The organism is Nocardia sp. NPDC059177, assembly GCF_042755165.1.
Lineage (GTDB): Bacteria > Actinomycetota > Actinomycetes > Mycobacteriales > Mycobacteriaceae > Nocardia.
On record NZ_JBHZBX010000035.1, the window covers coordinates 1 to 26,231 of the forward strand.

27 protein-coding genes and 1 pseudogene are annotated in these 26,231 nt (G+C 68.6%); 14 read left to right on the plus strand and 14 right to left on the minus strand.

Annotated features, from left to right (window positions below; translation table 11 throughout):
• From ACFXK0_RS27830 to ACFXK0_RS27840, 3 genes and pseudogenes are all read left to right on the plus strand, one after another.
• Window positions 1–177, plus strand: a pseudogene (locus ACFXK0_RS27830) (acetaldehyde dehydrogenase (acetylating)); the annotation flags it as partial.
• Window positions 178–191: 14 nt separating this feature from the next.
• Window positions 192–1,238, plus strand: coding sequence for a 4-hydroxy-2-oxovalerate aldolase (dmpG, locus tag ACFXK0_RS27835; protein ID WP_379413974.1), 1,047 nt, complete (start codon window positions 192–194; stop codon window positions 1,236–1,238).
• Between the two features lie 295 nt (window positions 1,239–1,533).
• A complete protein-coding gene (locus ACFXK0_RS27840; RefSeq protein WP_379413975.1) occupies window positions 1,534–1,683 on the plus strand; it encodes a hypothetical protein in 150 nt (49 codons plus the stop codon).
• Window positions 1,684–1,707: 24 nt separating this feature from the next.
• Here ACFXK0_RS27840 and ACFXK0_RS27845 read toward each other — a convergent pair whose 3' ends face one another.
• Window positions 1,708–2,454, minus strand: coding sequence for an SDR family oxidoreductase (locus ACFXK0_RS27845; RefSeq protein ID WP_379413976.1), 747 nt, complete (start codon window positions 2,452–2,454; stop codon window positions 1,708–1,710).
• Between the two features lie 57 nt (window positions 2,455–2,511).
• Here ACFXK0_RS27845 and ACFXK0_RS27850 point away from each other — a divergent pair, with 57 nt between their 5' ends.
• The 3 genes from ACFXK0_RS27850 (at window position 2,512) to ACFXK0_RS27860 (ending at window position 4,974) form a co-directional block, all read left to right on the plus strand.
• Window positions 2,512–2,871 (plus strand): winged helix-turn-helix transcriptional regulator, encoded by a 360-nt coding sequence (locus ACFXK0_RS27850; protein WP_379413977.1) that lies wholly within the window; start codon window positions 2,512–2,514, stop codon window positions 2,869–2,871.
• A 243-nt stretch (window positions 2,872–3,114) separates the two neighbouring features.
• The gene (locus ACFXK0_RS27855) at window positions 3,115–3,951 is read left to right on the plus strand and encodes an endonuclease domain-containing protein (RefSeq protein ID WP_379413979.1); all 837 of its coding nucleotides are present in this window, start codon (window positions 3,115–3,117) and stop codon (window positions 3,949–3,951) included.
• Between the two features lie 180 nt (window positions 3,952–4,131).
• Window positions 4,132–4,974, plus strand: a complete 843-nt coding sequence (locus tag ACFXK0_RS27860) for a GNAT family N-acetyltransferase (RefSeq protein ID WP_379413980.1) — start codon at window positions 4,132–4,134, stop codon at window positions 4,972–4,974.
• 160 nt (window positions 4,975–5,134) lie between these two features.
• On the opposite strand, the gene ACFXK0_RS27865 is transcribed toward ACFXK0_RS27860, so the two are convergent.
• The 5 genes from ACFXK0_RS27865 to hsaA all read right to left on the minus strand — a co-directional run bounded on the left by ACFXK0_RS27865 (window position 5,135) and on the right by hsaA (window position 9,357).
• Entirely contained in the window at window positions 5,135–5,524 is a 390-nt protein-coding gene (locus tag ACFXK0_RS27865; protein WP_379413982.1) for a YdeI family protein, read from the minus strand.
• A gap of 288 nt (window positions 5,525–5,812) precedes the next feature.
• The gene (gene hsaB, locus ACFXK0_RS27870; protein WP_379413984.1) at window positions 5,813–6,388 is read right to left on the minus strand and encodes a 3-hydroxy-9,10-secoandrosta-1,3,5(10)-triene-9,17-dione monooxygenase reductase subunit; all 576 of its coding nucleotides are present in this window, start codon (window positions 6,386–6,388) and stop codon (window positions 5,813–5,815) included.
• Window positions 6,389–6,406: 18 nt separating this feature from the next.
• Window positions 6,407–7,315, minus strand: coding sequence for an iron-dependent extradiol dioxygenase HsaC (hsaC, locus tag ACFXK0_RS27875; protein WP_379413986.1), 909 nt, complete (start codon window positions 7,313–7,315; stop codon window positions 6,407–6,409).
• Complete coding sequence (hsaD, locus tag ACFXK0_RS27880; RefSeq protein ID WP_379413987.1) at window positions 7,315–8,184, minus strand: 4,5:9,10-diseco-3-hydroxy-5,9,17-trioxoandrosta-1(10),2-diene-4-oate hydrolase; 870 nt, start codon at window positions 8,182–8,184, stop codon at window positions 7,315–7,317. The genes hsaC and hsaD overlap by 1 nt, the downstream gene beginning before the upstream one ends.
• Before the next feature lie 3 nt (window positions 8,185–8,187).
• Window positions 8,188–9,357, minus strand: a complete 1,170-nt coding sequence (gene hsaA, locus ACFXK0_RS27885; RefSeq protein ID WP_379413989.1) for a 3-hydroxy-9,10-secoandrosta-1,3,5(10)-triene-9,17-dione monooxygenase oxygenase subunit — start codon at window positions 9,355–9,357, stop codon at window positions 8,188–8,190.
• A 194-nt stretch (window positions 9,358–9,551) separates the two neighbouring features.
• Between hsaA and ACFXK0_RS27890 the strand changes: the two genes are divergently transcribed.
• Window positions 9,552–10,733 carry a Rieske 2Fe-2S domain-containing protein gene (locus ACFXK0_RS27890; RefSeq protein WP_379413991.1) on the plus strand — a complete coding sequence of 394 codons (1,182 nt, stop codon included), beginning with the start codon at window positions 9,552–9,554 and terminating at the stop codon, window positions 10,731–10,733.
• A gap of 2 nt (window positions 10,734–10,735) precedes the next feature.
• Window positions 10,736–11,068: a hypothetical protein gene (locus ACFXK0_RS27895; protein ID WP_379413993.1), complete on the plus strand. Its 333-nt coding sequence runs from the start codon at window positions 10,736–10,738 to the stop codon at window positions 11,066–11,068.
• Between the two features lie 69 nt (window positions 11,069–11,137).
• Here the strand turns inward: ACFXK0_RS27895 and ACFXK0_RS27900 are convergent, their stop codons facing one another.
• The 7 genes from ACFXK0_RS27900 to ACFXK0_RS27930 all read right to left on the minus strand — a co-directional run bounded on the left by ACFXK0_RS27900 (window position 11,138) and on the right by ACFXK0_RS27930 (window position 18,749).
• Window positions 11,138–12,394, minus strand: a complete 1,257-nt coding sequence (locus tag ACFXK0_RS27900; RefSeq protein ID WP_379413994.1) for an MFS transporter — start codon at window positions 12,392–12,394, stop codon at window positions 11,138–11,140.
• A gap of 18 nt (window positions 12,395–12,412) precedes the next feature.
• Complete coding sequence (locus ACFXK0_RS27905; RefSeq protein WP_379413996.1) at window positions 12,413–12,862, minus strand: MarR family winged helix-turn-helix transcriptional regulator; 450 nt, start codon at window positions 12,860–12,862, stop codon at window positions 12,413–12,415.
• A gap of 144 nt (window positions 12,863–13,006) precedes the next feature.
• A complete protein-coding gene (locus ACFXK0_RS27910; protein ID WP_379413997.1) occupies window positions 13,007–14,059 on the minus strand; it encodes an acyl-CoA dehydrogenase family protein in 1,053 nt (350 codons plus the stop codon).
• Between the two features lie 56 nt (window positions 14,060–14,115).
• Complete coding sequence (locus ACFXK0_RS27915) at window positions 14,116–15,129, minus strand: acyl-CoA dehydrogenase family protein (RefSeq protein WP_379413998.1); 1,014 nt, start codon at window positions 15,127–15,129, stop codon at window positions 14,116–14,118.
• Between the two features lie 76 nt (window positions 15,130–15,205).
• Entirely contained in the window at window positions 15,206–16,348 is a 1,143-nt protein-coding gene (locus ACFXK0_RS27920) for an acyl-CoA dehydrogenase family protein (protein WP_379414000.1), read from the minus strand.
• Window positions 16,345–17,193, minus strand: coding sequence for an enoyl-CoA hydratase (locus tag ACFXK0_RS27925; protein ID WP_379414001.1), 849 nt, complete (start codon window positions 17,191–17,193; stop codon window positions 16,345–16,347). Before ACFXK0_RS27925 ends, ACFXK0_RS27920 begins: the two co-directional genes overlap by 4 nt.
• Window positions 17,190–18,749, minus strand: a complete 1,560-nt coding sequence (locus tag ACFXK0_RS27930) for a FadD3 family acyl-CoA ligase (RefSeq protein ID WP_379414003.1) — start codon at window positions 18,747–18,749, stop codon at window positions 17,190–17,192. The genes ACFXK0_RS27925 and ACFXK0_RS27930 overlap by 4 nt, the downstream gene beginning before the upstream one ends.
• A 79-nt stretch (window positions 18,750–18,828) precedes the next feature.
• Between ACFXK0_RS27930 and ACFXK0_RS27935 the strand changes: the two genes are divergently transcribed.
• The 5 genes from ACFXK0_RS27935 to ACFXK0_RS27955 all read left to right on the plus strand — a co-directional run bounded on the left by ACFXK0_RS27935 (window position 18,829) and on the right by ACFXK0_RS27955 (window position 23,627).
• The gene (locus tag ACFXK0_RS27935) at window positions 18,829–20,016 is read left to right on the plus strand and encodes an acyl-CoA dehydrogenase family protein (RefSeq protein ID WP_379414005.1); all 1,188 of its coding nucleotides are present in this window, start codon (window positions 18,829–18,831) and stop codon (window positions 20,014–20,016) included.
• Window positions 20,013–20,810 carry an SDR family oxidoreductase gene (locus ACFXK0_RS27940; RefSeq protein WP_379414007.1) on the plus strand — a complete coding sequence of 266 codons (798 nt, stop codon included), beginning with the start codon at window positions 20,013–20,015 and terminating at the stop codon, window positions 20,808–20,810. The genes ACFXK0_RS27935 and ACFXK0_RS27940 overlap by 4 nt, the downstream gene beginning before the upstream one ends.
• Before the next feature lie 55 nt (window positions 20,811–20,865).
• Window positions 20,866–21,486: a TetR/AcrR family transcriptional regulator gene (locus ACFXK0_RS27945; RefSeq protein WP_379414008.1), complete on the plus strand. Its 621-nt coding sequence runs from the start codon at window positions 20,866–20,868 to the stop codon at window positions 21,484–21,486.
• A 46-nt stretch (window positions 21,487–21,532) separates the two neighbouring features.
• Entirely contained in the window at window positions 21,533–22,693 is a 1,161-nt protein-coding gene (locus tag ACFXK0_RS27950) for an acetyl-CoA C-acetyltransferase (protein ID WP_379414034.1), read from the plus strand.
• 217 nt (window positions 22,694–22,910) lie between these two features.
• Window positions 22,911–23,627, plus strand: a complete 717-nt coding sequence (locus ACFXK0_RS27955) for a hypothetical protein (protein ID WP_379414009.1) — start codon at window positions 22,911–22,913, stop codon at window positions 23,625–23,627.
• Window positions 23,628–23,679: 52 nt separating this feature from the next.
• Here ACFXK0_RS27955 and ACFXK0_RS27960 read toward each other — a convergent pair whose 3' ends face one another.
• Window positions 23,680–23,994 carry a hypothetical protein gene (locus ACFXK0_RS27960; RefSeq protein WP_379414011.1) on the minus strand — a complete coding sequence of 105 codons (315 nt, stop codon included), beginning with the start codon at window positions 23,992–23,994 and terminating at the stop codon, window positions 23,680–23,682.
• A 196-nt stretch (window positions 23,995–24,190) separates the two neighbouring features.
• On the opposite strand from ACFXK0_RS27960, the gene ACFXK0_RS27965 reads away from it, so the two are divergent.
• Window positions 24,191–26,170 (plus strand): molybdopterin-dependent oxidoreductase, encoded by a 1,980-nt coding sequence (locus tag ACFXK0_RS27965; RefSeq protein ID WP_379414012.1) that lies wholly within the window; start codon window positions 24,191–24,193, stop codon window positions 26,168–26,170.
• The last annotated feature ends 61 nt before the right edge of the window (window positions 26,171–26,231 follow it).

Here is a 26,231-nt window from a genome sequence, read left to right on the forward strand (position 1 = left end):
CAGTTCGATGATCCGTCTGTTGTTTCGGGTGGGTTGGCGAAGGTGTCGATCTTCGTCGAGGTCGAGGGTGCGGGTGATTTCCTGCCGCCGTATGCGGGCAATCTCGACATCATGACGGCCGCGGCCACCAAGGTCGGCGATGTGCTGGCCGATCAGATCCTCTCGGCTCGGGTGTAAGGGAGAACTCAACCATGAGCACTGTGCTGAAGCCCTTCTCGGGCGAACTCGATGTGCGCGTCACCGACACCTCGCTGCGTGACGGCTCGCACCACAAGCGCCACCAGTTCACCGTCACCGAGGTCCGCGACATCGTCGGCGCGCTCGACGCGTCCGGTGTGCCGGTCATCGAGGTGACCCACGGTGACGGTCTGGCCGGGTCCTCGTTCAACTACGGGTTCTCCAAAACCCCCGAGCAGGAACTGATCAAGGCCGCCGCGGAAACCGCCAAGCAGGCCAAGATCGCCTTCCTCATGCTGCCCGGTGTCGGCATCAAGGAAGACATCAAGATCTCCCAGGACAACGGCGCGTCCATCTGCCGGATCGCCACCCACTGCACCGAAGCGGATGTCTCCATCCAGCACTTCGGGTACGCGCGGGATCTGGGCCTCGAAACGGTCGGCTTCCTCATGATGGCCCACTCCACCACGCCGGAGAACCTGGCCAAGCAGGCCCGCATCATGGCCGACGCGGGCTGCCAGTGCGTGTACGTGGTCGACTCGGCCGGTGCCCTGGTGCTGGAGCAGGTGTCGGATCGCGTGTCCGCGCTGGTCGCCGAGCTCGGCGACGACGCGCAGGTCGGTTTCCACGGCCACGAGAACCTGGGTCTGGCCGTCGCGAACTCGGTGTACGCCGTGCGCGCCGGCGCCACCCAGATCGACGGTTCCGCCCGCCGCTTCGGCGCCGGCGCGGGCAACCTGCCCGTCGAGGCCTTCATCGGCGTGTGCGACAAGATCGGCGTCAAGACCGGCGTCGACTTCTTCGCCGTCACCGACGCCGCGGAAGACGTCGTGCGCCCGGCCATGCCGACCGAGTGCCTCCTCGACCGTCAGGCCCTCATGATGGGCTACGCGGGCGTGTACTCCAGCTTCCTGCGCCACGCCGAACGCCAAGCCGAGCGCTACGGCGTCTCCGCCGCGGAGATGCTCGTCCGCGCCGGCAAGCGCAAGCTCGTCGGCGGCCAGGAAGACCAGCTCATCGACATCGCCCTGGAACTCCAGCGCGAAGCCGCCGCAGTCTGACCTCAGCCCACCCGACGGCGTGACCCGAGCATCGGGTCACGCCGTCGCGCGTTTTACAGCTACCTGTCACGGGACAAATGGGGCGCGAGATCGTCGTGCTGACCGTCTTCGTGAAGACACGGTTGGATGAGCGGCGTGCGCCCCCGTCGGACAACGACCGCGATCGACCATCGGTGGGCGGTACTCGTGCCCGCCCGCACGATCACACGCACGAACTCCTCGACCGTGGCCAACGGGCCTGCTGCACGGTGCGACTCGACACTGCTCGGCCGGCTCGCTTCAGTGGGTCGGGCCGGTGGCGATTGCTCTGGCCGACTGGCTTCAGTGGGATGGGCCGGTGGCGATTGCTCTGGCCGACTGGCTTCAGTGGGATGGGCCGGTGGCGATTGCTCTGGCCGACTGGCTTCAGTGGGTCGGGTCGGTGGCGATTGCTCTGGCCGACTGACTTCATTGGGTCGGGCCGGTGGCGTCAGTGATGTGTGCCGGCCGTTGCATAGTCTTGGCCGCCGACATACCGGGTGTGGCCGGTCGGTGTGTCGTCGGTGGTGGCGCGCACGATCGCCCGGGCGAAATCCTCGACAGTGGGCAGCGGGCCCGCTTGCCTGCGGGATTCCACGCTGTCGGGGTCGCGGCGTTCCAGGAGACGGACGATGATCGTGCCGTCGATCATGTCACCGGAGACGACGTTGAAACCGATTCCGCGGTCCTGGAATTCGGGGATGAGAGCGCGCAGGGCGTCCTCACCGGCGCGTTTGCTCGCCGCGATCGGGGCGTAGCCATCGGGCACGTCGTGCTTGTCGTGGATGAAATGCGCCTGATGGCTGGTGACGAAGACGATCCGGCCACCGGATGGCATCAACGGCAGCAGTGTCGTCGCGAGGTGCACCTGGGCGTCGCGGTTGAGCCGCAGCGCGTAGCCGGGATCGGCATCCCGTTCGAGCCCGCCGGAGGCATTGAGCACCAAGACATCCAGCCGCCCGAAGCGGCGCTCGATCTCGCCGGCCAGCGCCGCGACCGCGTCGGCATCCGACACATCGGCGCCGATCGCGCAGGCCATGCCGCCGGCGCCGACGATCCCGTCCACCACCGTCTGGGCCCGCTTGCGCTTCTCCCGGAAGTTCACGATCACCTGCGCCCCCGCCGCTCCGAACTGCGCGGCCACCTCCGCCCCGATCCCCCGCGAAGCCCCCGTCACCAGCACTACCCGCTGCGCCATCGTTCTCCTTCCACCGTCCCGATGCTTCTGATTCAGAAGCAACTATCGTGCTTCTGAATGAGAAGCGCAACAGGGGATGGCGACCCCACCGAGCCCTCCGTCAAGATCCTCGCCGCGATCGACCTCCTCGGTCAGCGCTGGATGCTGCGCGTCATCTGGGAACTCGAACCCGGCCCCCTAGGCTTCCTCGACCTGCGCCGCCGCATGGGAAATTGCTCATCGAGCATGCTCGCCGACCGCCTGCAACAACTCCAATCCGCCGGCCTGACCCGCAAAACCACCCCCCGAGGCGCCCACGAACTAACCACCGAAGGCGCCCTCCTGGCCGAAGCCCTCCAACCCCTCTGGGACTGGTCCGAACACCGAACCCCCACCGGCGACGGCAACGGCCGAATCCCCTGGCGCCCACCGAGCTAGGTATGCACCTGGACAATTGATCACCAGGCCACCAGGGAGACATCGCCCGAGAGCGAAAATCCCTGGTGGCCTAGTGATCACATGTCCAGCTTCCGGCACCGCCGAACGCGGCAAATTGCCCGCGTTGTGGGGTCCGGATCCTGGATTCTCGCTGACCAGACATGTCGGTGGGGTGGGGGAGCATCGTGTGGCATGGGGGTATTCGATGAACCGTTTGTCGGGTCGTGGGCGTTGGCGGCGGGAGTGGTCACGCGGCATGAATTGCGGCATGACTTCGATCGGGTCGCGCCGGATGTGTATGCGCGCAAAGGACTACGGCTCGATGCGGTGAGCCGGGCCAAAGCGGCGGTCCACTGGACCAAGGGGGAGGGCGTGCTGGTTGGCCGGTCCGCTGCGGCGCTGCTGGGTAGTGCCTATGTCGACGCCGACCAGCCCGCTGCGATCGCCTTGCCGCGGCATCGCCGGACGACCCCGGGCATCACCGTGATACAGGCCGAGTTCAGCCGTGGCGAGCGGTGCGAGGTCGACGGATACCCGGTCACGACACCGCCCCGCACGGCCTTCGACCTCGCCCGCCTCCTTCCCCGCGACCACGCGGTCCCCCTCATCGACGCCCTGTGCCGCGCCACCGGCCTGCACCCGTCGACGGCGCTGTCGCTGGCCGACGGCCACCAGGGGATACGCGGTTGCGCACGGGCGCGCGCGGTACTCGGTTTGGCCGATCCGGGCGCCGAATCCCCACCGGAATCACTGACCCGCTTGCTGCTGATCGACCACGGACTACCCACACCCACCACCCAGATCGTGGTCCGCTATCCCGGCGGAGAATTCCTGGCCCGCCTGGACATGGGCTGGGAAAAGTGGCGCGTGGCAGTCGAATACGACGGCGCCCAGCACTGGACCGACACCGCCCAGCGCACCAAGGACATCGACCGCCACGCCGTCCTAGCCGAGCACGGCTGGCGAATCGTCCGCGTAGGCGCCGACCTGCTCCGCAACCGCCCCTACATCATCATCGACCGCGTCCTGGCAGCCCTGACCGCCACCGGCGCCCACCTCGATTCCGTCCGCGCCGCGTGACCGTCGTCGATCTGGACATGCCTTCACCCCTGGAGCCCAAGCGAGAGGCCGCCAGCAGAGCGTGGTGATCTTGGTTCGAGGTGGGGCGCGAGCCAGGTGGGGAGGGGTTCGCAGCGGGTGGCCCATTCCGGGGCGTGCGGGGTCGCGAAACTCGCTGGACCGGGGCTATATAACTGGTTGATGGGCGAAAGTGTGGGGTCGTTGTTCTGTGGGGCCGGGTTGGCGGCTCGGATCGAGCGGGTGGAGACCGCGGCCATTGTCGGGGCGGCGGAGGTGGGGATGCGGCGGGGGCCGGGTGGGTTCGTGCGGGTGTTCGGCGGAGGGGCGGCGTCTTTCGCGGGGGTGGGGTCGCCGTTGAACAAGGTGGTGGGGATTGGGTTCGGTGGGGTGCCTTCGGTGGGGGAGTGGGAGGAGGTCGAAAGGGCTTATGCGGAGGTTGGGGCGCCGGTGCAGGTGGAGTTGGCGCAATTGGCGGATCCGCGGATCGCGGCTGAATTGACCGGGCGGGGGTATCGGTTGATGTCGTTCGAGAATGTGCTCGGGGTCGAGTTGGGTGGGCGGACCTGGGTGGGGCCGGAGCAGGTCGAGGTGCGGCGCGACGAGGGGGACGAGATGGATGTCTGGCTCGATGTCGTTGTCGACGGGTTCGCTCATCCGGATGAGGATGACGCGCCCTCGCATGAGGAATTCCCTCGTGACGCCATTGCCGATGTGATGCGAGACATGGCTTCCGCCAACGACACCCGTCGCTACCTGGCCTATCGCGAGGGGGAGCCGGCCGGTGGTGCGAGCATGCGCACCGATGGTGGTCTCGCGGCACTCGCGGGTGCTGCGACGCTCCCCGCCCACCGCAGGCGGGGCGTCCAGACCGCACTCCTGTCGGCTCGACTGACCGAGGCGGCGGCAGCGGGGTGCGACATGGCGGTGATCACCACCGCGCCCGGATCCAAATCGCAGCAGAACGCGCAAGGACAGGGCTTCTCGCTGCTCTACACCCGCGCGGTATTGGTCAAGGAGGTCTGACGGCTTGGCCGGCGCGGCTGATGCCGTGGACCGACACCGCCTGATCGCCCCCGGTCGATGGTCTGGCCTGCGCACAGCCCGCTCTGCCGGGTCGATGGTCTGGCCTGCGCGCAGCCCGCTCGGCCTGGCCGACGGGGCCAGGGCGCGTACCGGCGTTGCGCTATAAGGCGTTTACTGCCTGGGCAACCCGCGTCGCACGTTCGGCGGGGGTCGCCTTGAGGATCGGCAGGAACAGCCGGTACTGGTCGGAGCGGCCGAGTGCGGCGTAGGCGGCTTGCGCTGCGGGTGCGTCGGCGAGGGCGGCGACGAGGTCGGCGGGTGTCTCGGCGGTGCGCTGGCGCTCGTACGCACTCGCCCAGCGTCCGTCGGCGACGGCTTCCTCGATCGCCGCGAGCCCGGCGGGGCGCATCCGCCCGGCCGCGATGAGGGCCTCGGCCTTGGTGACATTGACCTGGGACCACGGGCTGCGCGCCCGGCGCGGTGAGTATCGCTGCAGGTAGTGGTTGGCATCGAGACTGCGGCGGTGGCTATCGATCCAGCCGTAACACAAAGCGCCGTCCAGGGTTTCGTGATCGTCACCGACGGTGACGGTGCGCCCTTCTTGGCGATCCGCACCCAGACCTCACCCGCGGTCTCGTGATGGGCGGCCAACCACGATTCCCATTCGCTCGCGTCGGCGCAGGTGATGTATTCGAGGCTCATGCGAACCATGATCCACCGCAAAGTGCTCACCGAATGAGCAGTTTTCCGGCGCGATGTCGAGGGTGCCGTTAGCGGCCGACTCGAACTCCCACTTCCGGCAGCCCCGCTCGCCGGATGACGAGCAGGGCGCCGAAATTCACAACCAGGTGTCGAGGCTGGTGGTGGTGAGGAAGTGGTCCAGGTCCGCGCGCCACGGGGCGGGGGTGGTTTTGTCCGGCTCGATGCCGGTGTATTGGCCGCGGTAGAACAGCAGCGGGCGGCCGCCGGTGGTGGCCGATTCCGCGAGCGCCTGGACCCGGCCGATGACGATGTAGTGGTCACCGCCGTCGACGACGGAGTCGACCGTGCATTCGATGGTGGCCAGCGACTCGTCGAGCACCGGCACACCCAGATCCGAGGTGTGCCAGGGGACTCCGGCGAACTTGTCGGTTTCGCGGGAGCCGAAACGCGCGCAGGTCGGTTGCTGTTCCTCGGCGAGCACGTTCACGCAGAACTTGCCCGCTGCCTCGATCGCCGCCCAGGAGCGTGAGCCCTTGGTGGGGCAGAACAGCACCAGCGGCGGATCGAGGGAGAGGGCGGCGAAGGACTGGCAGGCGAAGCCGATCGGTTCGCCTGCCGGGTCGAGCGCGGTGATCACGGTGATGCCGGTGCAGAACTGCCCCAGCACATTACGGAATTGCCGGCCGTCGATCGCCGGTATCTGTTCGGTCATGTCCCTCGCCGCCATTTCCTATTGCTGCTTGAATCCGACGCTGAAGTCGTGGCCCCACAGGCTGACCGCGGTGGATTCGCGGGCGACCCAGGCGTGGTCGTCGACTTCGAGTCCCTCGCAGCCGAATTCGATGTCGAATCCGCCCGGCGTCTTCATGTAGAACGACAGCATCTTGTCGTTGATGTGGCGGCCGAGGGTGGCCGACATCTTGACCTTCTTGCGGTTGGCGCGGTCCAGGCAGAGCCCGACGTCGTCGGAGTTCTCCACCTCGACCATGAGGTGCACGATGCCGGTCGGGTTGGGCAGCGGCAGGAACGCCAGCGCGTGGTGGCGCGGGTTGCAGCCGTAGAAGCGCAGCCAGGCCGGATCGCCGTCGGCCGGCCGGCCGACCAGCTGCGGTGGCAGCCGCATGGAGTCACGCAGCCGGAAGCCGAGGATGTCCTGGTAGAACGCCTGGGCCGCGGCATCGTCGGTGCAGGTGAGCACCACGTGACCCAGACCCTGTTCGGCGGTGACGAACTTGTGGCCGTAGGGGCTGACGAACCGGCGGCCCAGGTACTGCGCGCCGTAGAACGCCTCGAGGGTGTTCCCGCCCGGATCCTGGAACCGGATCATGCCCTCGACGCGACGCTCACCGAGTTCTTCCTTGGTGCCCTCGGTGAAGGCGATGTCGTGCTTGGCCAGGGTTTCCCGCAGCTGCTGCAGGCCGGGGGCGTCGGTGACTTCCCAGCCCGAGACCAGCAGCCGGTCCTGCTCACCGGGGACGATCACGAGCCGCGCGGCGAAATCGTCCATGCGCAGGTAGAGCGCGTCGGGGTCGAGCCCGTCGCCTTCCATCATGCCGAGCACTTTGAGGCCGTACTCGCGCCAGGCCGCCATGTCGGTGGCCTCGATGCGCATGTAGCCGAGTGCGCGAATAACACTCATCACTTGTCTCCGAGGAAATCGATGGTGAGCCGGTTGAACTCGTCGAACTTCTCCAGCTGGGCCCAGTGGCCGCAGCCACCGAACACGTGCAGCTGCACGCGCGGGATGACCTTGGTGGCCACCAGCGCGCCGTCGAGCGGGTTCACCCGGTCTTCGCGGCCCCAGATGAGCAGCACCGGCTGACGCAGCTTGTACGCGTCACGCCAGAGCATGCCCTTCTCGAAGTCGGCGCTGGCGAAGGACTTGCCCATCGCGCGCATCGCCGCCAGCGATTCGGGGGTGTTGGCCAGTGCGAACCGTTCGTCGATCAGTTCGTCGGTGACCAGCGACTGATCGAAGACCATGATCCGCAGGAACTTCTCCAGGTTGTCCCTGGTCGGTTCATAGGTGAACTTCGAGAGCAGCTTGACGCCCTCGGTCGGGTCCGGCGCGAACAGGTTGGTGCTCAGCCCGCCCGGACCCATCAGCACGAGTTTGCCCGCGCGGGTGGGGTGGTCGAGGGCGAAACGCACCGAGGCGCCGCCGCCGAGGGAGTTGCCGAGCAGGTGTACCCGCTCGGTGATCTCCAGGTGATCGAGCAGTGCCAGCAGCGCGTTGGAGCTGTGCACGAAGTACTGCGGGTGATCGACCGGCTTGTCGGACTTGCCGTAGCCGGGCTGATCGGGGGCGATCACGTGGTAGTGCTGGGCCAGCACCGGGATGTTGCGGGCGAAGTTGGACCACGCCGAGGCGCCGGGCCCGCCGCCGTGCAGCAGCACGATGGTGGGTCCGTTGCCGACGCCCGCCTCGTGGTAGTGCAGTTTCAGATCGGGGGTGACCTGCGCGAAGCGGGAGGTCGACTCGTAGGTCAGTTCACTCACTGCGGTCATCGGCTACACCATCGTGTCGGTGATCGGCAGGCCGAAGGCATGCGTGCCGAACATCGAGTAGGCGCGCTCGGGGTCCTGTGAGGCGTGCACGCGGCCGGCGTGCGCGTCGCGCCAGAAGCGCTGCAGGGGAGTGCCTTCCATCAGCGCCGTGGCGCCGGAGGCCTCGAAGAGGCGGTCGATGGAGGCGATCACGCGGCCGGTGGCGCGCACCTGGTCGCGGCGGGCGGCGACGCGCAGGTCGAACGGGACTTCCTCGCCGGCCAGGATGTGGGCGTACTCCTCGGCGATGTTGCCCGAGAGCTGGCGCCAGGCGGCGTCGATATCGCTGGCGGCCTCGGCGATGCGGACCTTGCCGAACGGATCGTCCTTGGCGTGCTCGCCGAAGTACGCCGCGCGCACCCGCTTGCCCTGGTGCTCGACGTGGGCCTCGTAGGCGCCGTAACCCATGCCGATGATCGGCGTGGTGATGGTGGCGGGGTGAATGCTGCCCCACGGCATCTTGTACAGCGGATCGGTGTTCTGCTCGAGACCGGGCGACTTGAGATCGCTCATGGTCTTCATGCTGAGGAAGCGGTGCTTGGGCACGAAGACGTTCTCCACCACGACGGTGTTGGAGCCGGTGCCACGCAGGCCGACCACATGCCACACGTCGTTGATCTGGTACTCGCTGCGCGGGATCAGGAACGAGCCGAAGTCGACCGGCTTGCCGTTCTTGATCACCGGGCCGCCGACGAACACCCAGTCGGCGTGGTCGGAGCCTGAGGACCAGGCCCACGAGCCGTTGACGATGTAGCCCTCGCCGTCCTCCGAAACCACGCCCGCGCCCATCGGCGCGTAGGAGGAGGAGATACGGACCTCGGTGTCGTTGCCCCACACCTCTTCCTGCGCGCGCTGGTCGAACAGCGCCAGGTGCCAGTTGTGGATGCCGAGGATGCCGGCACACCAGCCGGTGGAACCGCACGCGCTGGCGATCTTGCGAACCGTGTCGTAGAAGATCACCGGATCGCAGGCGTAGCCGCCCCACTGCTTGGGCTGGACGAGCCGGAAGAATCCGGTCTCCTGCAGCGCCTTGATGGATTCATCGGGAATGCGGCGCAGGTCCTCGGCCTCCTGCGCGCGCTCACGCAGCGCCGGCAGCAGTGCCTCGACCCGTTCGGTCACTTCTTGCGTCATATCGGAGCCCGCTCCTAGCTAGTTCAGATCGCCAACAGGATCTTTTCGTCTCTGAGATTAGAACAGGTTCTTGTTTATGTCGAGAAGACCGCCCTACCTCGGATATAACAGAGTCCAACAGCGAAGTTCGCTGGACAGCTGGCGTGAAGCGGCCTCGTTTTGTAACGTGTTCTAGTGAAGAAGGAGGGTTCGAGATGGCAGTCAACCCCAAGGTGAGGGAACTCGACGTCGGCACCGCGCCGACCAGGTTCGCGCGCGGCTGGCACTGCGTCGGCCTGGCGAAGACCTTTCGCGACGGCAAGCCGCACGCGGTCGAGATCTTCGGGACCAAGCTCGTGGTGTGGACCGACACCAACGACGAGATCCGTGTGCTCGACGGCTACTGCAGGCACATGGGCGGCGATCTGACGATGGGCACGGTCAAGGGCGACGACATCGCCTGCCCGTTCCACGACTGGCGCTGGGGCGCCAGCGGCAAGTGCACGTCGATTCCCTACGGTCGCCGGGTTCCGCCGCTGGCTCGTACCAGGAAATGGACCACGCTCGAGCGCAACGGCCAGCTCTTCATCTGGCACGACCACGAGGGTAACGAGCCGCCCGCCGATGTCACGATCCCGCATATCGAGGGCCCGTACACCGACGCCGAGGGCAACCCGAGCGAGGTCCACGACAGTGGTTGGACCGAGTGGACGTGGAACACGATGCGCATCGAGGGCGCCAACTGCCGCGAGATCATCGACAACGTCGTGGACATGGCGCACTTCTTCTACATCCACTACGCCTTCCCGACGTACTTCAAGAACGTCTTCGAGGGCCATGTGGCCACGCAGTTCCTCGAGACCAAGGGTCGCCCCGACATCGGCATGGCGGCCAAGTACGGCGGCGAGACCCTGCTGAAGTCGGAAGCCTCGTACTTCGGCCCGTCCTACATGATCAACCCGCTGACCAACATCTACGGCGGGTACGAGATCAAGGTGGTACTGATCAACTGCCACTACCCGATCGACCAGGACTCGTTCGTGCTGCAGTACGGCCTGGCGGTGGAGAAGCCCAAGGGCATCGATGCCGCGACCGCGGAGAAGCTGGCCCAGTCGATGACCGATTTCTTCGGCGACGGGTTCCTGCAGGATGTCGAGATCTGGAAGCACAAGTCCAAGGTCGACAACCCGCTGCTGTGCGAGGAGGACGGCCCGGTCTACCAGCTGCGCCGCTGGTACGAGCAGTTCTACGTCGACGCCGCCGATGTCACCGAGAAGATGACCCAGCGCTTCGAATTCGAGGTCGACACCGACAAGGCGAACGAGGCGTGGGAGGCCGAGGTGGCCGAGAACTTGCGTCTCAAGCGCGAGGCCGAAGAAGCCGAAGCGGGCGTGTAGCCATGTCCGCGACCTGGGCGAAAGCTCCCGACTTCGCTGATCAGCCCGTGCGGCAGGCCGCGGTGCGGGCCCAGACCACGGTCGACAAGCAGCACTATCTCGACGACGGTATGACACCGCTGCGGTGCCAGGCCTGCCAGGCCGAGGTGCTGGTGCGCAAGTCCAGTGCGCGGCAGACCTCGGTGCAATGGACCGAGCGGCCCGACGCCCACTGTCCGGTCTTCGCCCAGCTGCGCGAGCGCGGAGCTGGGCCGGGTGGCCACGAGTCGTGTCCGTCGCTGCGCAAGACCATCGCGTGGGCTGTCGAGGAGGGCGTGCTCGAGGTCGACGAGTAATTCCCGGTTATGCGATGAAACGCCTCCGCTGCTCGTGGCAGCGGAGGCGTTTCGGTGTCACCGGGCGGGTCAGTCGCCGACGGTGAGGGCTTGGGCTTCCTCGACGCTGCGCGGGGCCGGGTCGTGGTCGTCGATGTGGGCGAGGGCGCCGCGGCCGATGAACAGCACCGCGACCGCGGCGGCGGTGCAGGCGGCGCCGAGCCAGAACGGCAGCGAGACGCTGTGCTCACCGAGCTTGCCCGCCACCCACGGTGCCGCGGCGCCACCGGCGAAGCGGACGAAACTGTAGGCGGCCGAGGCGGTGGAGCGTTCGACCGGCGCGGAGATCATCACGGCCTCGGTGATCAGTGTGTTGTTCACACCGAGGAACAGGCCGGCGATGACGACGCCGGCGATCAGCACGATCTTGTGCTCGGCGAACAGGCCCATCACGGCCAGGTCGACGGCGAACAACCCGAGCGAGAGCGCCATCATCGGCAGGGAGCCGAAGCGCGCCTGCAGTTTCGGCGCGAGGAACACCGAGGCCACTGCGAGCAGGATGCCCCAGCCGCAGAAGATGAAACCGATCGCGTAGGTGCCCATGTCCAGCGGGAACGGGGTGTAGGCGAGCAGGGTGAAGAAGCCGAAGTTGTAGAGCAGCGCGGTGAGGCTGACCGTCAGCAGGCCCTTGTGCCGCAGTGCTTTGAACGGCGCGGTGATCGAGGTCGGCTTGGCCGGCTTGGGCATTTCGGGCAGCAGCACGACGATGGCGATGAAGGCGACGGCCATCAGTACCGACACGCCGAAGAACGGTCCGCGCCAGCTGATGCCGCCGAGCAGGCCGCCCAGCAGCGGGCCGGTCGCGATGCCGATGCCGAGCGCGGCCTCGTAGAGGATGATCGCCTTGGCGACGCCGCCGGTGGCCGCGCCGACGATGGTGGCCAGCGCCGTCGCGATGAACAGCGCGTTGCCCAGGCCCCAGCCCGCGCGGAAGCCGATGATCTCGCCGATCGTGCTCGACATGCCCGCCAGCGCGGCGAACACCACGATGATCGCCAGGCCGGACAGGAGCGTCTTCTTGGCGCCGAAGCGGCTGGAGATGACGCCGGTGACCAGCATGGCGACGCCGGTGACGGCCATATAGCTGGTGAACAGCAGCGAGACCTGGGACGGGCTCGCGTTCAGCTGTTCGCCGATCGGCTTGAGAATGGGGTCGACCAGGCCGATGCCCATGAACGCGATGACACTCGCGAAGGCGACGGCCCACACGGCTTTGGGCTGGCCGGATGACGGGGTGGTGGCTGCGGCGTTGTCGTCGCGAGTCAACACGGGGCTGCTATCTCTCATTCAGAGCTCCTCGTTGCTTCACTGACCTCGGGCCACCGCGCGCAGGGCGGTCAGCAGGTCGTTCATATCGGTGTCGAGCCGGATCAGCCGGTCGAGGGGGAATTCGGCCAGTCCGGGTGCTATGGCGGCGGCGAACGCGCGCCTGGCGGTGCTGAGCCGGTGGCGGCCGGCCGGGGTGAGTTCCACGAGGACGGCCCGGGAGTCCTTGGGGTCCTTGTTCCTGGTGGCGAGTCCGTCGGTGACGAGCCGGCCGAGCAGCGCCGTTGCCGCCGGTTGCGAACATCGATCGATCCGGGCGAACTCGCTCACGCGGATGCCGCCGTGCTCGTCGAGTACGGCGAGGGCCCGCAGGACGGCCCTGGGCACTTCGTCTTCGCTGATCGCCCCGGCCAGCCGGGTGAGCCGACCGGCAGTGACCAGCAGGTCGACCACGATGTCGTCTGCGGAGGGCTGCTCTGTCTGCTGCACGTTCGATATTATTGCATAAGCTAACTATCTAATTCCAGCGATGCGGTGGCCCGCGTCGAATGAGATGGCCCACAGCACGACAGAGCCCGGCCGCTCGTGGTGAGCGGCCGGGCTCGATGATGTCTCCGGCGGGGGCGGCGATGTCTACGCGGCGGCCACCGGTCTGCGTCCGGTGCCGAAGAGTTCGCCGGTGGCGTGCGCCCGCTTGAAGTACAGGTGGGCGTCGTGTTCCCAGGTGATGGCGATGCCGCCGTGCAGCTGGATGGTCTCGGCGGCCACCGTGGCGAACGCCTCGGTGCAGTGCCTGCGGGCCACCCAGGCGTCCTCGGCCGCCGACGCGCTGTTCTCGGCCACGGCCTGCGCGGCTGCGAGGGCCGTCGATTCCGCCGACTCGACCAGCACGTACATATCGGCCATCCGGTGCTTGAGCGCCTGGAAGCTGCCGATCGCCCGCCCGAACTGCACGCGCGATGCGGTGTACTCGACGGTCATCTCCAGGCAGCGCCGCGCGGCCCCGACCTGCTCGGCGGCCAATGCGGCCCAGGCGATCTCGCGCAAGCGGGTACGCAGGGCCGCCGGGTCGCCGGTGCCGATCCGGGAGGCCGGGGTATCGGCGAAGGTGATGGTGGCGAGCTTGCGGGTGGGATCGAGGGCGGGCGTCGGGGTGACGGTGACGCCCGCCGCCTCGGCCGTGGTCTCGAACAGGCCGGCGTCGGTGAGCACCAGCAGCAGGTCCGCCTGGGCGCCGTGCAGCACGTAATGGGCTGTGCCGGTGAGGGTGCCGTCGCCTGCGGTGACGCCGGGGGAGTCCCAGCCGTCGGCGTCAGCCCAGCACAGCGCGGCCGTGCGGGAACCGTCGGCCAGGTCGGGCAGCAGCCGCGCGCAGGCCTGCTCGTCCCCGGCCAGCAGGATCGCCTGCACGCCGAGCACGGCCGAGCCGAGCATCGGCACCGAGCCGAGCACCCGACCCAATTCGCCCACCACCAACAGCGATTCGACCAGCCCGGCTCCCGCGCCGCCCCATTCTTCGGGGATGGCCAGCGCGGCCACGCCGACCTGCTCACACAGCATCGACCACAGCTTCGGGTCGTACCCGAGCTCGGTGTCCATCGCGGCGCGCAGCGCGGCGGAGTTCGCGTGCTTGTCCAGCAGGGCGCGCACCGAATCGCGGAATTCGAGCAGTTCATTCGATGACATGGAGGGTCCTCGCTAGGGATGGTCGACCGGCAGCGCCGGCAATACGTACGCGCATCTCACACCGCCTCGGCGGACCGCAGGGCGGCGCCGATGCGGGCGCGGTGGAAATCGGCGGTGCCCCAGGCGGTGCGCAGCGCGGTCACCTTGGTCAGCCACAGCGACAGATCGCATTCGGCGGTGTAGCCGATGGCGCCGTGCACCTGGAGACCGGCCCGGGCGGCGCGATGGGCGGCGTCGGCGCAGGCCACCAGGGCCGCTGACACGTCACGGGAGCGGTCGGCCGAGTCCAGGGTGAGCGCCGCGCGGTAGACCAGCGGTTCGGCCAGCTCCAGGCCGATCAGCACATCGGCGAGCTGCTGTTTGACCGCCTGGAACTCACCGATCACGCGCCCGAACTGCTTGCGCTGCTTGGCATAGGCGACGGTCTGGTCGAGAATCGCCCGGCCCGCGCCGAGCAGCTGGGCGGCGCAGGCGAGCACGCCGACGTCGAAGGCGTAGGCGATGGCGGCCTCGACCTCGGGTCCTTCGGCGATCAGCGTGTCGGCGGTGACCCGGGCGAGCTTGCGGGCGGGGTCGACGGAAGCGATCGCCGCCTCAGTCGCGGCGGGGCTGGTCGCGGTGACTCGATCCCCGGCTGCGACCAGCACCAGATCGGCGGTGTCCGCATCGAGCGCGATCCCACGCTGCGGGTCGTCGAAAGTGATGGTGCCGAGCTGTGCACCGGCCGCGAGCGCGGGCAGATACCGCTGGGCGATATCGCCGTCCGGAAGACGTTGCAGCAGCGCGGGCAGCACCGCCGCCGACTCGATCACCGGACCGGGCAGCGCCGCGCGGCCCAGCTCGATCAGCGCGACGACCAGATCGACCGGCGTGGCGTCGGCCCCGTCGTACTTCTCGTCGACGATCAGGCCGAACACGCCCATCTCGGCGAGCTGACCCAGCAGCGCCTGCCCCTTGGCGGGATCACCGGCGGCCCACGCGCGCACGGCTGCGGGCACCTGCCCGGCGTCGAGGATCTTGCGCAGCTCGGCGGCGAAATCGAGCTGTTCGGTGCTGAGGGCGAATCTCATCGCTGACCTCCTGTGCTGGGACGGGCGGTACGGCGCGCTGCCGTGCCTGCCCGGTCGGGCTGTGCCATGGCGGTGGTCATCGCTTGCTCTCCCGCGGCAGCCCGAGGATGCGTTCGGCGATGATGTTGCGCTGGATCTCGTTGGTGCCCGCGTAGATCGGGCCGGAGAGCGAGAACAGGTAGCCGTCGGTCCACCCGCTCTGCTGTTCAGCTGCCGAGCCGAGCAGGTCGAGGCCGGTCTCGTGCATGGCGATGTCGAGTTCGGACCAGAACACCTTGGTGATCGAGGATTCCGCGCCGAGCTGGCCGCCGTCGAGCAGCCGGGTGACGGTGCCGAAGGTGTGCAGCCGGTAGGACTCCGCGCCGATCCAGGCGTCGACCACGGCATTGCGCGCGGCGGTGTCGGCCGGGTCGGCGGACTCCTCCCACAGCTGCACCAGCCGCTGGGCGGTCTTGCTGAAGCGGCCGGGGCTGCGCAGCGACAGGCCACGCTCGTTGCTCGAGGTCGCCATGGCCACCCGCCAGCCCTCGTTGGGCGCGCCGATCACATCGGCGTCGGGCACGAAGACGTCGTCGAGGAAGATCTCGGCGAAGCCGGGCTCCCCGTCGAGCTGGGGGATCGGGCGCACGCTCACGCCCTCGGCGGTGAGCGGGAACATCAGGTAGGTCAGGCCGTGGTGGCGCTGGGCCTCGGGGTCGCTGCGGAACAGACCGAAGGCCCAGTCGGCGTAGGTGGCACGCGAGCTCCAGGTCTTCTGGCCGTTGAGGATCCAGCCGCCCTCGGTGCGCCGCGCGGTCGAGCGCAGGCTCGCCAGGTCGCTGCCCGATTCGGGCTCCGACCAGGCCTGGGCCCAGATGTCGTCGGCGCGCGCCATCCGCGGCAGGATCCGCGCCAGCTGCTCCTCGGTGCCGTGCTCGAACAGCGTCGGGGCGAGCAGGAAGATGCCGTTCTGCGACACCCGGCCGGGCGCGCCCGCCGCGTAGTACTCCTGCTCGAACAGCACCCATTCCAGGATGGACACATCGCGCCCGCCGTACTCGCGCGGCCACGACACCGCCGACAGGCGCGCACCCGCCAGGGTCGCCTCCCATTCGCGATGCGCCTCGAAACCCTCGGCGGTGTCCATGGAGGGCAGCGGCTTCTGCGGCACATTGGCGGCGAGGAACTCGCGCACCTCCAGCTGGAACGCCCGCGCTGCCGGATCGATCTCTAGATTCACGCTTTTTCCTTCATCGAGCGGGCGTTGAGACCGCCCAGCGAATCGACGCCGACTTCGGCATTGTGGGCGTGCGCGAAATGGTGCAGCCCGAAGACCGAGTCCATTCCGCTGCGCATACCCATCAGGTCTTCGGCCTGGTTGACGGCCTTCTTGGTGAGCGCGAGGCCGAATTGCGGCATGGCGGAGATCTTCTCGGCCAGCGCCAGCACCTCGGACTCGAGGTCCGCGCGCGGCACCACCCGGTTGACCATGCCCCACTCCTTGGCCTGGGCAGCGCCGAACCGGTCACCGGTGAACAGGAACTCCTTGGCCGCGCGCGGCCCCATCACCCACGGGTGCGCGAAGTACTCGACACCCGGAATACCCATCCGCACCACGGGATCGGAGAAGAAGGCATCGTCGGAGCAGACGATCAGATCGCACACCCAGGCCAGCATCAGCCCGCCCGCGATGCAGGCGCCCTGCACCATCGCCACCATCGGCTTGGGGATCTCGCGCCAGCGCCGGCACATGCCCAGGTACACCTCGGACTCGCGGGCGAAGCGCTGATCGCCGCCCGCGCGGTCGAGGTGGTCCCACCACAGGGCGGCCTTGTTGTCGTAGTGCACGTCGTGGTCGCGCCCCGGCGTGCCGATGTCGTGGCCCGCGCTGAAGTGTTTGCCGTTGCCCGCCAGCACGATCACCTTGACCTCGGCGTCTTCGACCGCGCGCTGGAAGGCGGCGTCGAGGGCGTAGGTCATCTTCGAGTTCTGCGCGTTGCGGAACTCGGGCCGGTTCATGGTGACAACGGCGACCGGGCCGCGCACCTCATAGGTGACGACCTCGGTCTCGGATTCCGGACTCACGACTTCTCCTCACGTAGCTCACGTTTGAGCACCTTGCCCGCCGCGCTGTAGGGCAGCTGGTCGCGGAACTCCACGAGCCGGGGCACTTTGAAATTGGCCAGCTGGGACGCGGCGAAGGCCTTCACTTCGTCCACGGTCAGCGTCGAACCGGCCTTGCGGACGACGACGGCCTTGCCGACCTCGCCCATCCGCTCGTCGGGCACGCCGATGACCGCCGACTCGGCGACGCCGTCGAGCCGGGCCAGGGTCTGTTCGATCTCGGCGGGATACACGTTGAACCCGCCGGTGATGTACATGTCCTTGAGCCGGTCGGTGATCTTGAGGTAACCGCGCTCGTCGACGACACCGATATCACCGGTGTGCAGCCAGCCCTCGGCGTCGATCGCCTCGGCGGTGGCCTCGGGATCGTCGAGGTAGCCCAGCATCACATTCGGGCCGCGCAGCAGCACCTCACCGGCCTCGGACAGGCGCAGCTCGAAGCCGGCGATGGGTCCGCCGCAGGTGTTGGCGATGGTTTCCGCGTCGTCGTCGGGGCGGCACATGGTGCCGAAACCCGCCGACTCGGACAGGCCGTAGGCGGTGATCACCACCTCGAAGGCGAGATCGTCGCGCATCCGCTCGATCAGCACCACCGGCACGGTCGCCGCGCCGGTCACCGCCACCCGCAGCGAGCTCAGGTCGCGTTCGCCGCGCGCGGGATGGTCGAGGATGGTCTGGTAGATCGTGGGAGGGCCGGTGAGCACGGTGATCCGCGCGGACTCGATCAGCGCCAGCGTGGCAGGCACGTCGAAGGTGGCCTGCGGCACGATCGTGGCGCCGGTGACCAGGCAGGCGAGAATGCCGGCCTTGTAGCCGAAGTTGTGGAAGAACGGCGGGATCATCAGGTAGCGATCACCGGCGCGCAGGGTCGAGCACTCGACCCAGCCGCGGACCACGCCCAGTGCCTGCCGGTGCGCGACCAGGGTGCCCTTGCTGCGGCCGGTGGTGCCGGAGGTGAACAGGATGTCGGCGATGTCGTCGGGGGAGACCGCCTGCGCGCGCTGTTCGCCGTCCTCGGGACTGACCTCGCCGGCGAGGGCGAGCAGCTCGTCCCAGGCGAGCACGGTGTCGGAGGTGGTCTGGCTGCCCGCGCCGTCCTCGACCGGGATCACCACGACAGTGCCGATGCCCAGCTCCGGACCGTCGGCCAGCAGTTCGGCGGCCCGGTCGCGGCCGAGGAACGGGCCCGCGACGAACAGCGCCTTCGCGTCGACGCGCTCGAGTACGTCGATCGCCTCGGCCGCCATGTAGCGGGTATTGAGCGGAACGAGCGCGGCGCCGGCCGAATGCGCGGCCAGCGCGGCGACGACCCAGTGATGGGTATTGGGCGCCCACATGGCGACCCGATCGCCGGTGCCGATGCCGCGGGCGATCAGCGCGCGGGCCGCGATACGCACCTGGTCGAGCAGTTCGGCCCAGGTCAGGCGGGTCGCGCCGTCGATCAGGGCGGGCTCGTTCGGATGCGCCGCGGCGATGTGCCGCAGCGCCTGCGGAGTGGTTTGGGCAGGGGTTGTCACGGGGTCCTCACCGTCGTGCGGTTGCTCTTCTTACCGAAGCAGCTAACAAAGCAAGTGCTTGGTAGGTTATCCTACCGGTGTGGGCGTGATCCAGACCTCAGATTCCGATACCGCGACCTCCGACGCGGAGTTTCGCGTGGAAATACGCGACTGGCTGGCCGAGAACCTCTCCGGCCAGTTCGCTGACCTGCGCGGCACCGGTGGACCCGGCCGCGAGCACGAGTTCTTCGAAGAACGCCTCGCCTGGGACCGGCACCTGGCCGCCGAGGGCTGGACCTGCCTCGGCTGGCCGGTCGAATACGGCGGCCGCGGCGCCAGCGTGCGCCAGCAGGTGATCTTCCACGAGGAGTACGCCAAGGCCGACGCGCCGGCGCGGGTCTCACACGTGGGCGAGGAACTGCTCGGCCCGACCCTGCTGGCCTTCGGCACCGAAGAACAGAAGCGGCGCTTCCTGCCCGGTGTGCGCTCGGTCGGCGAACTGTGGTGCCAGGGCTACTCCGAGCCGGGCGCCGGCTCCGACCTCGCCGCGGTCAGTACGACCGCGCGGCTCGAAGACGGCAAGTGGGTGATCAACGGCCAGAAGATCTGGACCTCGCTCGCGCACGTCGCCGACTGGTGCTTCGTCATCGCGCGCACCGAGCGCGGCTCGAGCAGGCACAAGGGTCTGTCCTATCTGCTGGTGCCGATGAACCAGCCGGGCATCGAAGTCCGCCCGATCGAACAGCTCACCGGCACCTCCGAATTCAACGAGGTGTTCTTCGACAACGCCGTCACCGACGCCGACCTGGTCGTCGGCGAGCCCGGCGACGGCTGGCGCATCGCGATGGGCACGCTGACCTTCGAGCGCGGTATCTCCACCCTCGGCCAGCAGATCCGTTTCGCCCGCGAACTCGCCGACATCGAGGCACTGGCCCGGCGCACCGGCGCCGCCGACGACCCGCTCATCGCCGACCGCATCGACCGCGCCTGGGTCGGCCTGCGGGTGCTGCGCGCGCACGCGCTGCGCACCATGAGCGAGGACCACGACGACGCGGGCGGCGCCTCGGTCTCGAAGTTGCTGTGGGCCAACTGGCATCGCGGGCTCGGCGAACTCGCCATGGCGGTGCAGGGCGCCGCCGGGCTGGTCACCGACGCCGACGACATGACCGCATGGCAGCGGCTGTACCTGTTCAGCCGCGCCGACACCATCTACGGAGGTTCGAACGAAGTGCAGCGCAACATCATCGCCGAGCGGGTGCTCGGTCTGCCGCGAGAGGCTCGCCCGTGACCGGCCCACTGTCCATCCCGCCCCCGTCCATCCCCGGCCACGGCCTGCTGACCGGCCGTAAGGCCGTGATCACCGCGGCCGCAGGCACCGGCATCGGCTCGGCCACCGCGCGCAGGCTGCTCGAGGAGGGCGCCGACGTCGTCGTGTCCGACTGGCACGAGCGCAGGCTCACCGAGACCGCCGAACTGCTGGCCAAGGAGTTCCCGGAGCGCCAGGTCGCCGCGGTGGTGTGCGATGTGCGCGACACCGCGCAGGTGAACCAGCTGCTCACCGATGCAGCCGCCGCGCTGGGACGCATCGACATCATGGTCAACAACGCCGGCCTCGGCGGCGAGACACCGGTGGTCGACATGACCGACGAGCAGTGGGACCAGGTCCTCGACATCACCCTGACCGGCACCTTCCGCTGCACCAGGGCCGCGCTCGGCTACTTCCGCAGCGCGGGCCACGGCGGCGTGCTGGTCAACAATGCCAGTGTCCTGGGCTGGCGCGCCCAGCACGGCCAGGCCCACTACGCCGCCGCCAAGGCGGGCGTGATGGCGCTGACCAGGTGCAGCGCGGTCGAGGCCGCCGAATTCGGGGTGCGGATCAATGCCGTCGCGCCGAGCATCGCGCGCCATCCCTTCCTGGACAAGGTCAGTTCGACCGAGCTGCTCGACGCGCTCAGCGAACGCGAGGCCTTCGGCCGCGCCGCCGAACCGTGGGAAGTGGCGGCGACCATCGCCATGCTGGCCAGTGACTACACCTCGTACCTGACCGGTGAGGTGGTCTCGGTGAGCAGTCAGCGCGCATGAGCAGGACCACGGGGGGTTCCCGATTCACGGAACCAAGCAATTGCTTGGTTGTACGATGACGGGTGTGACCGCACCCGACACCGTGAAACGCACGCGCCGCGCCGAACTCCTCGACCTCGCCGCCGACCTGTTCGCCGAACGCGGCCTGCGCGCCACCACCGTGCGCGACATCGCCGATTCGGCGGGCATCCTCTCGGGCAGCCTCTACCACCACTTCGACTCGAAAGAGTCGATGGTCGACGAGATCCTGCGTGGCTTCCTCGACGATCTGTTCGGCCGCTACCGCGAGATCTCGGCGGCCGGGCTCAGCTCGCGCGCCACCCTCGAAGCCCTGGTGCTGGCCTCCTACGAGGCCTTCGACCGGCATCACGCCGCGGTCGCGATCTACCAGGCCGAAGCCAAGAACCTGCGCGACGCCGACCGTTTCGGCTACATCCGTGACTTCAATATCGAGTTCCGCGACCTGTGGCACCGGGTGCTCGCCGCCGGCGTCGCCGACGGCAGCTTCCGGCCCGAACTCGATGTGGAACTGGCCTTCCGTTTCCTGCGCGACACCGTGTGGGTAGCGGTGCGCTGGTACACCCCCGGCGGCTCGATCACCGTGAACAACCTCGCCCAGCAATATCTGACCATCGTGCTCGACGGCCTCACCGTGCCCGAGAGCAGCCCGAAGTAGGAGTTTCCCGATGACCGCACCCTCTGAGCGCCGCCCCTACACCCCGCTGCGCGAGGCCTACGTGATCGACGCGGTGCGTACCGCCGTCGGCAAGCGCGGTGGCGCGCTGGCGCAGGTGCACCCCGCCGACCTCGGCGCGGCCGCGCTGCGTGGCCTGGTCGACCGCACCGGCATCGACCCGTCGATCGTCGACGACGTGATCGTCGGCTGTGTCGACAACCTCGGCCCGCAGGCGGGCAATATCGGCCGCACCATGTGGCTGGTCGCCGGCTACCCCGAAGAGGTGCCCGGCGTCACCGTCGACCGGCAGTGTGGTTCCAGCCAGCAGGCGATCAACTTCGGCGCGCAGGCCATCATGAGCGGCACCGCCGAGGTCATCGTGGCCGGTGGCGTGCAGAACATGAGCGCCATCCCGATCGGCGCCGCCATGATCGCGGCCAAGCCCTACGGCTTCGACTCCTCGTTCATCGGGGCCGAGGGCTGGGACTCGCGCTACGGCACCGGCGAGGTCTCGCAGTTCAAGGGCGCGGAGATGATCGCCGAGAAGTGGGGCATCAGCCGCGAGGACATGGAGCGCTGGGCCCTGCAGAGCCATCAGCGCGCCCAGGCCGCCATCGCCGAGGGCCGCTTCGACAACGAGATCGTGCCCGTCGGCGATTTCACCGTCGACCAGGGCCCGCGTGACACCAGCCTGGAGAAGATGGCCACGCTGGCGCCGCTCTCGGAAGGCAGCCCGCTCACCGCGGCGGTCGCCAGCCAGATCTCCGACGGCGCCAGCGCCACCCTGCTCGCCTCGGAATGGGCGGTTCAGGAATACGGGCTGACCCCGCGCGCCCGCATCCACCACGTCAGCGCGCGCGGCGCCGACCCGATCTTCATGCTGACCGCGCCGATCCCGGCCACCCAGTGGGCGCTGGAGAAGACCGGGCTGACCATCGACGACATCGACGTCATCGAGATCAACGAGGCCCTGGCCCCGGTGGTGCTCGCCTGGATCAAGGAGATCGGCGCCGATCCGGCGAAGGTGAACGTCAACGGTGGCGCCATCGCGCTCGGCCACCCGCTCGGCGCGACCGGCGCCAAGCTGTTCGCCACCCTGCTCAACGAGCTCGAGCGGATCAACGGCCGCTACGGCCTGCTCACCATCTGCGAGGGTGGCGGCACCGCCAACGTGACCATCATCGAGCGCCTCGACGCGGCGAAGTAGCCCGACGCGGAGCCGACGGCCCGGTACCGGAGTGATCCGGTACCGGGCCGTAGTGCGATATACGGCGGGTCGGACCTCTTGCCAAGCAACCGCTCGGTCCCCAAGACTGGAGCGTTGCTCATCCCTGTGCTGCCTTACGCGTTGGCGCAGTGGGTAAGCCATGTGCTGAGGTGGCGCCGGATGGGTGCCACTCGTGAACAGGGAACAGGAATTCCGAATGGGTCACCCACAACCGCCCAACCCGTATCAAGGTCAGCCGTACGGCGGTCAGCCGATGCCCGGGCAGCCCTACGCGCAGCCGGGTCAGCCCTACGCACAGGGTCAGCCGATGCCGGGCCAGCCCTATCAGCAGGGTCAGCCGATGCCAGGTCAGCCGTACCAGCAGCAGGGTCAGCCCTACCAGCAGCCGGGTCAGCCCTACCAGCAGCCGGGCCGGCCCTACCAGCAGGGCGGGCCGGGTGGCTACGGCCAGCCGCCCCGCTCCGGCGGTGGCGGCGGCAAGATCGCGCTCATCCTCGGTGGCGTGGTCGTGCTGATCGCCGTCGCGGTCGGCGCGTTGTTCGTCTTCAATGGGGGCGGATCGATCGGCGGCGGCGGGTACGACACCCCGCGCGAGGCCGCGCAGGCCTGGGTCGACCAGAAGGGCGACCTCGAGGATCTGGTGTGCGCCGCCGACCGGGACGAGATCTCGAAGTACGAGAACCAGGCCACGCCGACCGGAGTGCCGTCCGGCAACACCGATCTCCCGAAGGCGACCACGACGTTGAAGAGCGTGGATGTCAGCTCGGGCAGCAGTTCCGGGACCTTCACCACCGCGATGAGCATGACCGTTCTCGGGCAGACGGCGACCTCGACCGCGACCTACAAGCTGGTCGAGGAGGACGGCGGCTGGCGGGTCTGCGGAATTCTCAACCCGATCATCAAGGTCGAGTGAGATAGACCGAGGGCCGGTTCGGTTACCGAACCGGCCCACCTGCCGTTGCCGTTCACCACCAATACGTCACGACATCCCAGCGTTGCAGCGTGCCGGGAACATTGCAGTGCGCCCAGGACTGCTGGCCGTCCCAGGCGATATTGCCGCGGCGTTCGTAGGTGGCCCAACTGCTGCCGAACCAGCCCCACCAGTAGCGGCACTCGATCCGCACCTGATGCCGAACCGGCCAATAGCACTGCGAATACGCCGCGCTGTTGTTCACCGGGTACGCCGCGCAGCCGGGCTGCCACGGCTGCGCCGTCACCGGCGCCGCGCCCATCACCACTCCCGCGCCGAGCAGCGCTGCCGCCGACGTGCTCACCATCACCTTCCGGACTATCGACCTCATCTCCAACCTCCCACCAGCGTGGGGGCACGAGCCCCGACTTTCCGACAGGGGCCTCCGCGCATCTCTGACCGTGGCGGCCTGGAAACCGCCCTTACGTGATTTACATCACATTCCGGACGGTCGGTGTTACCCCGTCGCCGCTGTCGCGTCCCGGCCCCGGCCTACGATCGACCAGGTGAAGGTGCTCGGCGCATGCCCGCTCGACTGCCCCGACGCGTGCTCCTGGGTGGTGACCGTCGAGGACGGCGTCGCCACGCAGCTGCGCGGCAACAAAGACCATCCGGTCACCCGCGGCGCGCTGTGCGTGAAGGTGAACCGCTACCTCGAACAGGTCGGCGCACCGGATCGGCTGCGGTATCCACTGCGCCGGACCGGGCCGAAGGGCTCGGGCCGATTCGAGCGGATCAGCTGGGACACCGCGCTCGCCGAGATCGCCACCCGGCTCACCGGCATCATCGACGAATTCGGCGCCGAGGCGATCTGGCCGTTCCACGGCACCGGCAGCCTCGGCTACCTGCAAGGAATGGAGGGCTATCCCGGCCGGCGGATGTTCAATGTTCTCGGCGCCTCGCACCACCGGCCGACCATCTGCTCGGTCGCGGGCAGCGCCGGGGTGCGCTACACCCTCGGCACCTCCGGCGGCATGGATCCCGAAGACCTGGCCAAGTCGAAACTGATCCTGCTCTGGGGCACCAACCCGCTCAGTTCCGGCCATCACCTCTGGAAGTTCATCCAGGACAGCGGCGCCCACCTGGTCGCCATCGACCCGGTCCGCACCAAGACCGCCGACCGCTGCGACGAGCACCTCGCCCCACTACCCGGCACCGACGCGGCCCTGGCCCTCGGCCTGCTGCACGTGATCGTCGCCCTCGGCGCCCAGGACGACGCCTACCTCGCCGCGCACACCGAGGGCTGGCCCGAATTCCGCGACCGCATCGCCGAATACCCACCCGACCGGGTCGCGCGGATCACCGGACTCCCCGAGGACCGGATCGTCGACCTCGGTACCCGCATCGCGCACACCAGACCGACCGCCATCCGCGCTTCCCAGGGGATGCAGCGGCACGCGGGCGGCGGCATGGCCCTTCGCCTGCTGGCCTGCCTGCCCGGCGTCACCGGCGACTGGGCGATACCCGGTGGGGGACTGCACTATTCGACCTCCGGCCACTTCCGCCTCGACACCGCCGCCCTGATCCGCGACGACCTGCTACCGCACCCGGTGCGCACTCTGTCGATGACCCGTCTCGGCGAGGCCCTGCTCGAGACCGGCGACCCACCGGTCAAGGCGCTGTTCGTCATCGCGGCCAACCCCGTCGGCTCGAACCCGGACCAGCGCCGGGTGATCGAGGGCCTGTCCCGCGACGACCTGTTCACCGTCGTGCTCGAACACGTCGCCACCGACACCGTCGACTACGCCGACATCGTCCTGCCCGCCACCATGCAGCCCGAACACCTCGACGTGCTCGCCGGCTACGGCCACCTCTACCTGGTCTGGAACGAACCCGCCATCGCACCGCCCGGCGAATGCCTGTCCACCACCGAGACCTTCCGCCGCCTGTCCCGTCGCCTCGGCCTCACCGAACCCGCCCTCTACGACACCGACGAGGAACTGATGCGCCAGCTCCTGAAGGGCCACGACCTCGACCGCCTCCGCGCCGACGGCTTCCTCGCGATCGAACCGGGCCCCGTCCCGGACGGAAAGCTCCAATTCGTCTCCGCCCGCGCGGCACTGGCCGGTCACGACCCGCTCCCGGACTACACCCCACCCGCCGACGCGGGCCCCGGCCTGGTCCTGATCTCCGCCGCCTCCCACTACTTCCTCAACACCACCTTCGGTTCCAACCCCGAACTCCGCCGCCGCGCGGGCGAACCCCGCATCACCCTCCACCCCGCCGACGCCGAACTCCGCGGAATCGCCGACGGCACACCGGTGGTCGTCACCAATGCCCGCGGCAGCTTCGAGGCGATCGCCGAACTCTCCGACCGGGTCCGCCCCGGCGTGGCCGCCACCACCAAGGGCCGCTGGGCCAAGTTCACCAACGGTGCCACCGTCAACGCCACTGTCGCAGAACGCGATGCCGACTACGGCGGCGGCGCGGTCTTCCACGACAACCGCGTCGAGGTCACCGCTCGCCAGGCGCCGGCCGCACCCTGACGGCGATCGTGACCGGCGAGCCATAGTGTGGTCAATGCCCGCCCGTGGTCCCGGCGCCGGC

Excerpts from the sequence above, each read along its gene's own strand:
- ACFXK0_RS27945 (WP_379414008.1), top strand. The coding sequence starts at position 20,866 with ATGACGGGTGTGACCGCACCCGACACCGTGAAACGCACGCGCCGCGCC.
- ACFXK0_RS27845 (WP_379413976.1), bottom strand. The coding sequence starts at position 2,454 with ATGGCGCAGCGGGTAGTGCTGGTGACGGGGGCTTCGCGGGGGATCGGG.
- ACFXK0_RS27860 (WP_379413980.1), top strand. The coding sequence starts at position 4,132 with ATGGGCGAAAGTGTGGGGTCGTTGTTCTGTGGGGCCGGGTTGGCGGCT.
- ACFXK0_RS27850 (WP_379413977.1), top strand. The coding sequence starts at position 2,512 with ATGAGAAGCGCAACAGGGGATGGCGACCCCACCGAGCCCTCCGTCAAG.
- ACFXK0_RS27895 (WP_379413993.1), top strand. The coding sequence starts at position 10,736 with ATGTCCGCGACCTGGGCGAAAGCTCCCGACTTCGCTGATCAGCCCGTG.
- ACFXK0_RS27890 (WP_379413991.1), top strand. The coding sequence starts at position 9,552 with ATGGCAGTCAACCCCAAGGTGAGGGAACTCGACGTCGGCACCGCGCCG.
- hsaD (WP_379413987.1), bottom strand. The coding sequence starts at position 8,184 with ATGACCGCAGTGAGTGAACTGACCTACGAGTCGACCTCCCGCTTCGCG.
- ACFXK0_RS27915 (WP_379413998.1), bottom strand. The coding sequence starts at position 15,129 with ATGAGATTCGCCCTCAGCACCGAACAGCTCGATTTCGCCGCCGAGCTG.
- hsaC (WP_379413986.1), bottom strand. The coding sequence starts at position 7,315 with ATGAGTGTTATTCGCGCACTCGGCTACATGCGCATCGAGGCCACCGAC.
- ACFXK0_RS27900 (WP_379413994.1), bottom strand. The coding sequence starts at position 12,394 with ATGAGAGATAGCAGCCCCGTGTTGACTCGCGACGACAACGCCGCAGCC.
- ACFXK0_RS27955 (WP_379414009.1), top strand. The coding sequence starts at position 22,911 with ATGGGTCACCCACAACCGCCCAACCCGTATCAAGGTCAGCCGTACGGC.
- hsaA (WP_379413989.1), bottom strand. The coding sequence starts at position 9,357 with ATGACGCAAGAAGTGACCGAACGGGTCGAGGCACTGCTGCCGGCGCTG.
- hsaB (WP_379413984.1), bottom strand. The coding sequence starts at position 6,388 with ATGACCGAACAGATACCGGCGATCGACGGCCGGCAATTCCGTAATGTG.
- dmpG (WP_379413974.1), top strand. The coding sequence starts at position 192 with ATGAGCACTGTGCTGAAGCCCTTCTCGGGCGAACTCGATGTGCGCGTC.
- ACFXK0_RS27910 (WP_379413997.1), bottom strand. The coding sequence starts at position 14,059 with ATGTCATCGAATGAACTGCTCGAATTCCGCGATTCGGTGCGCGCCCTG.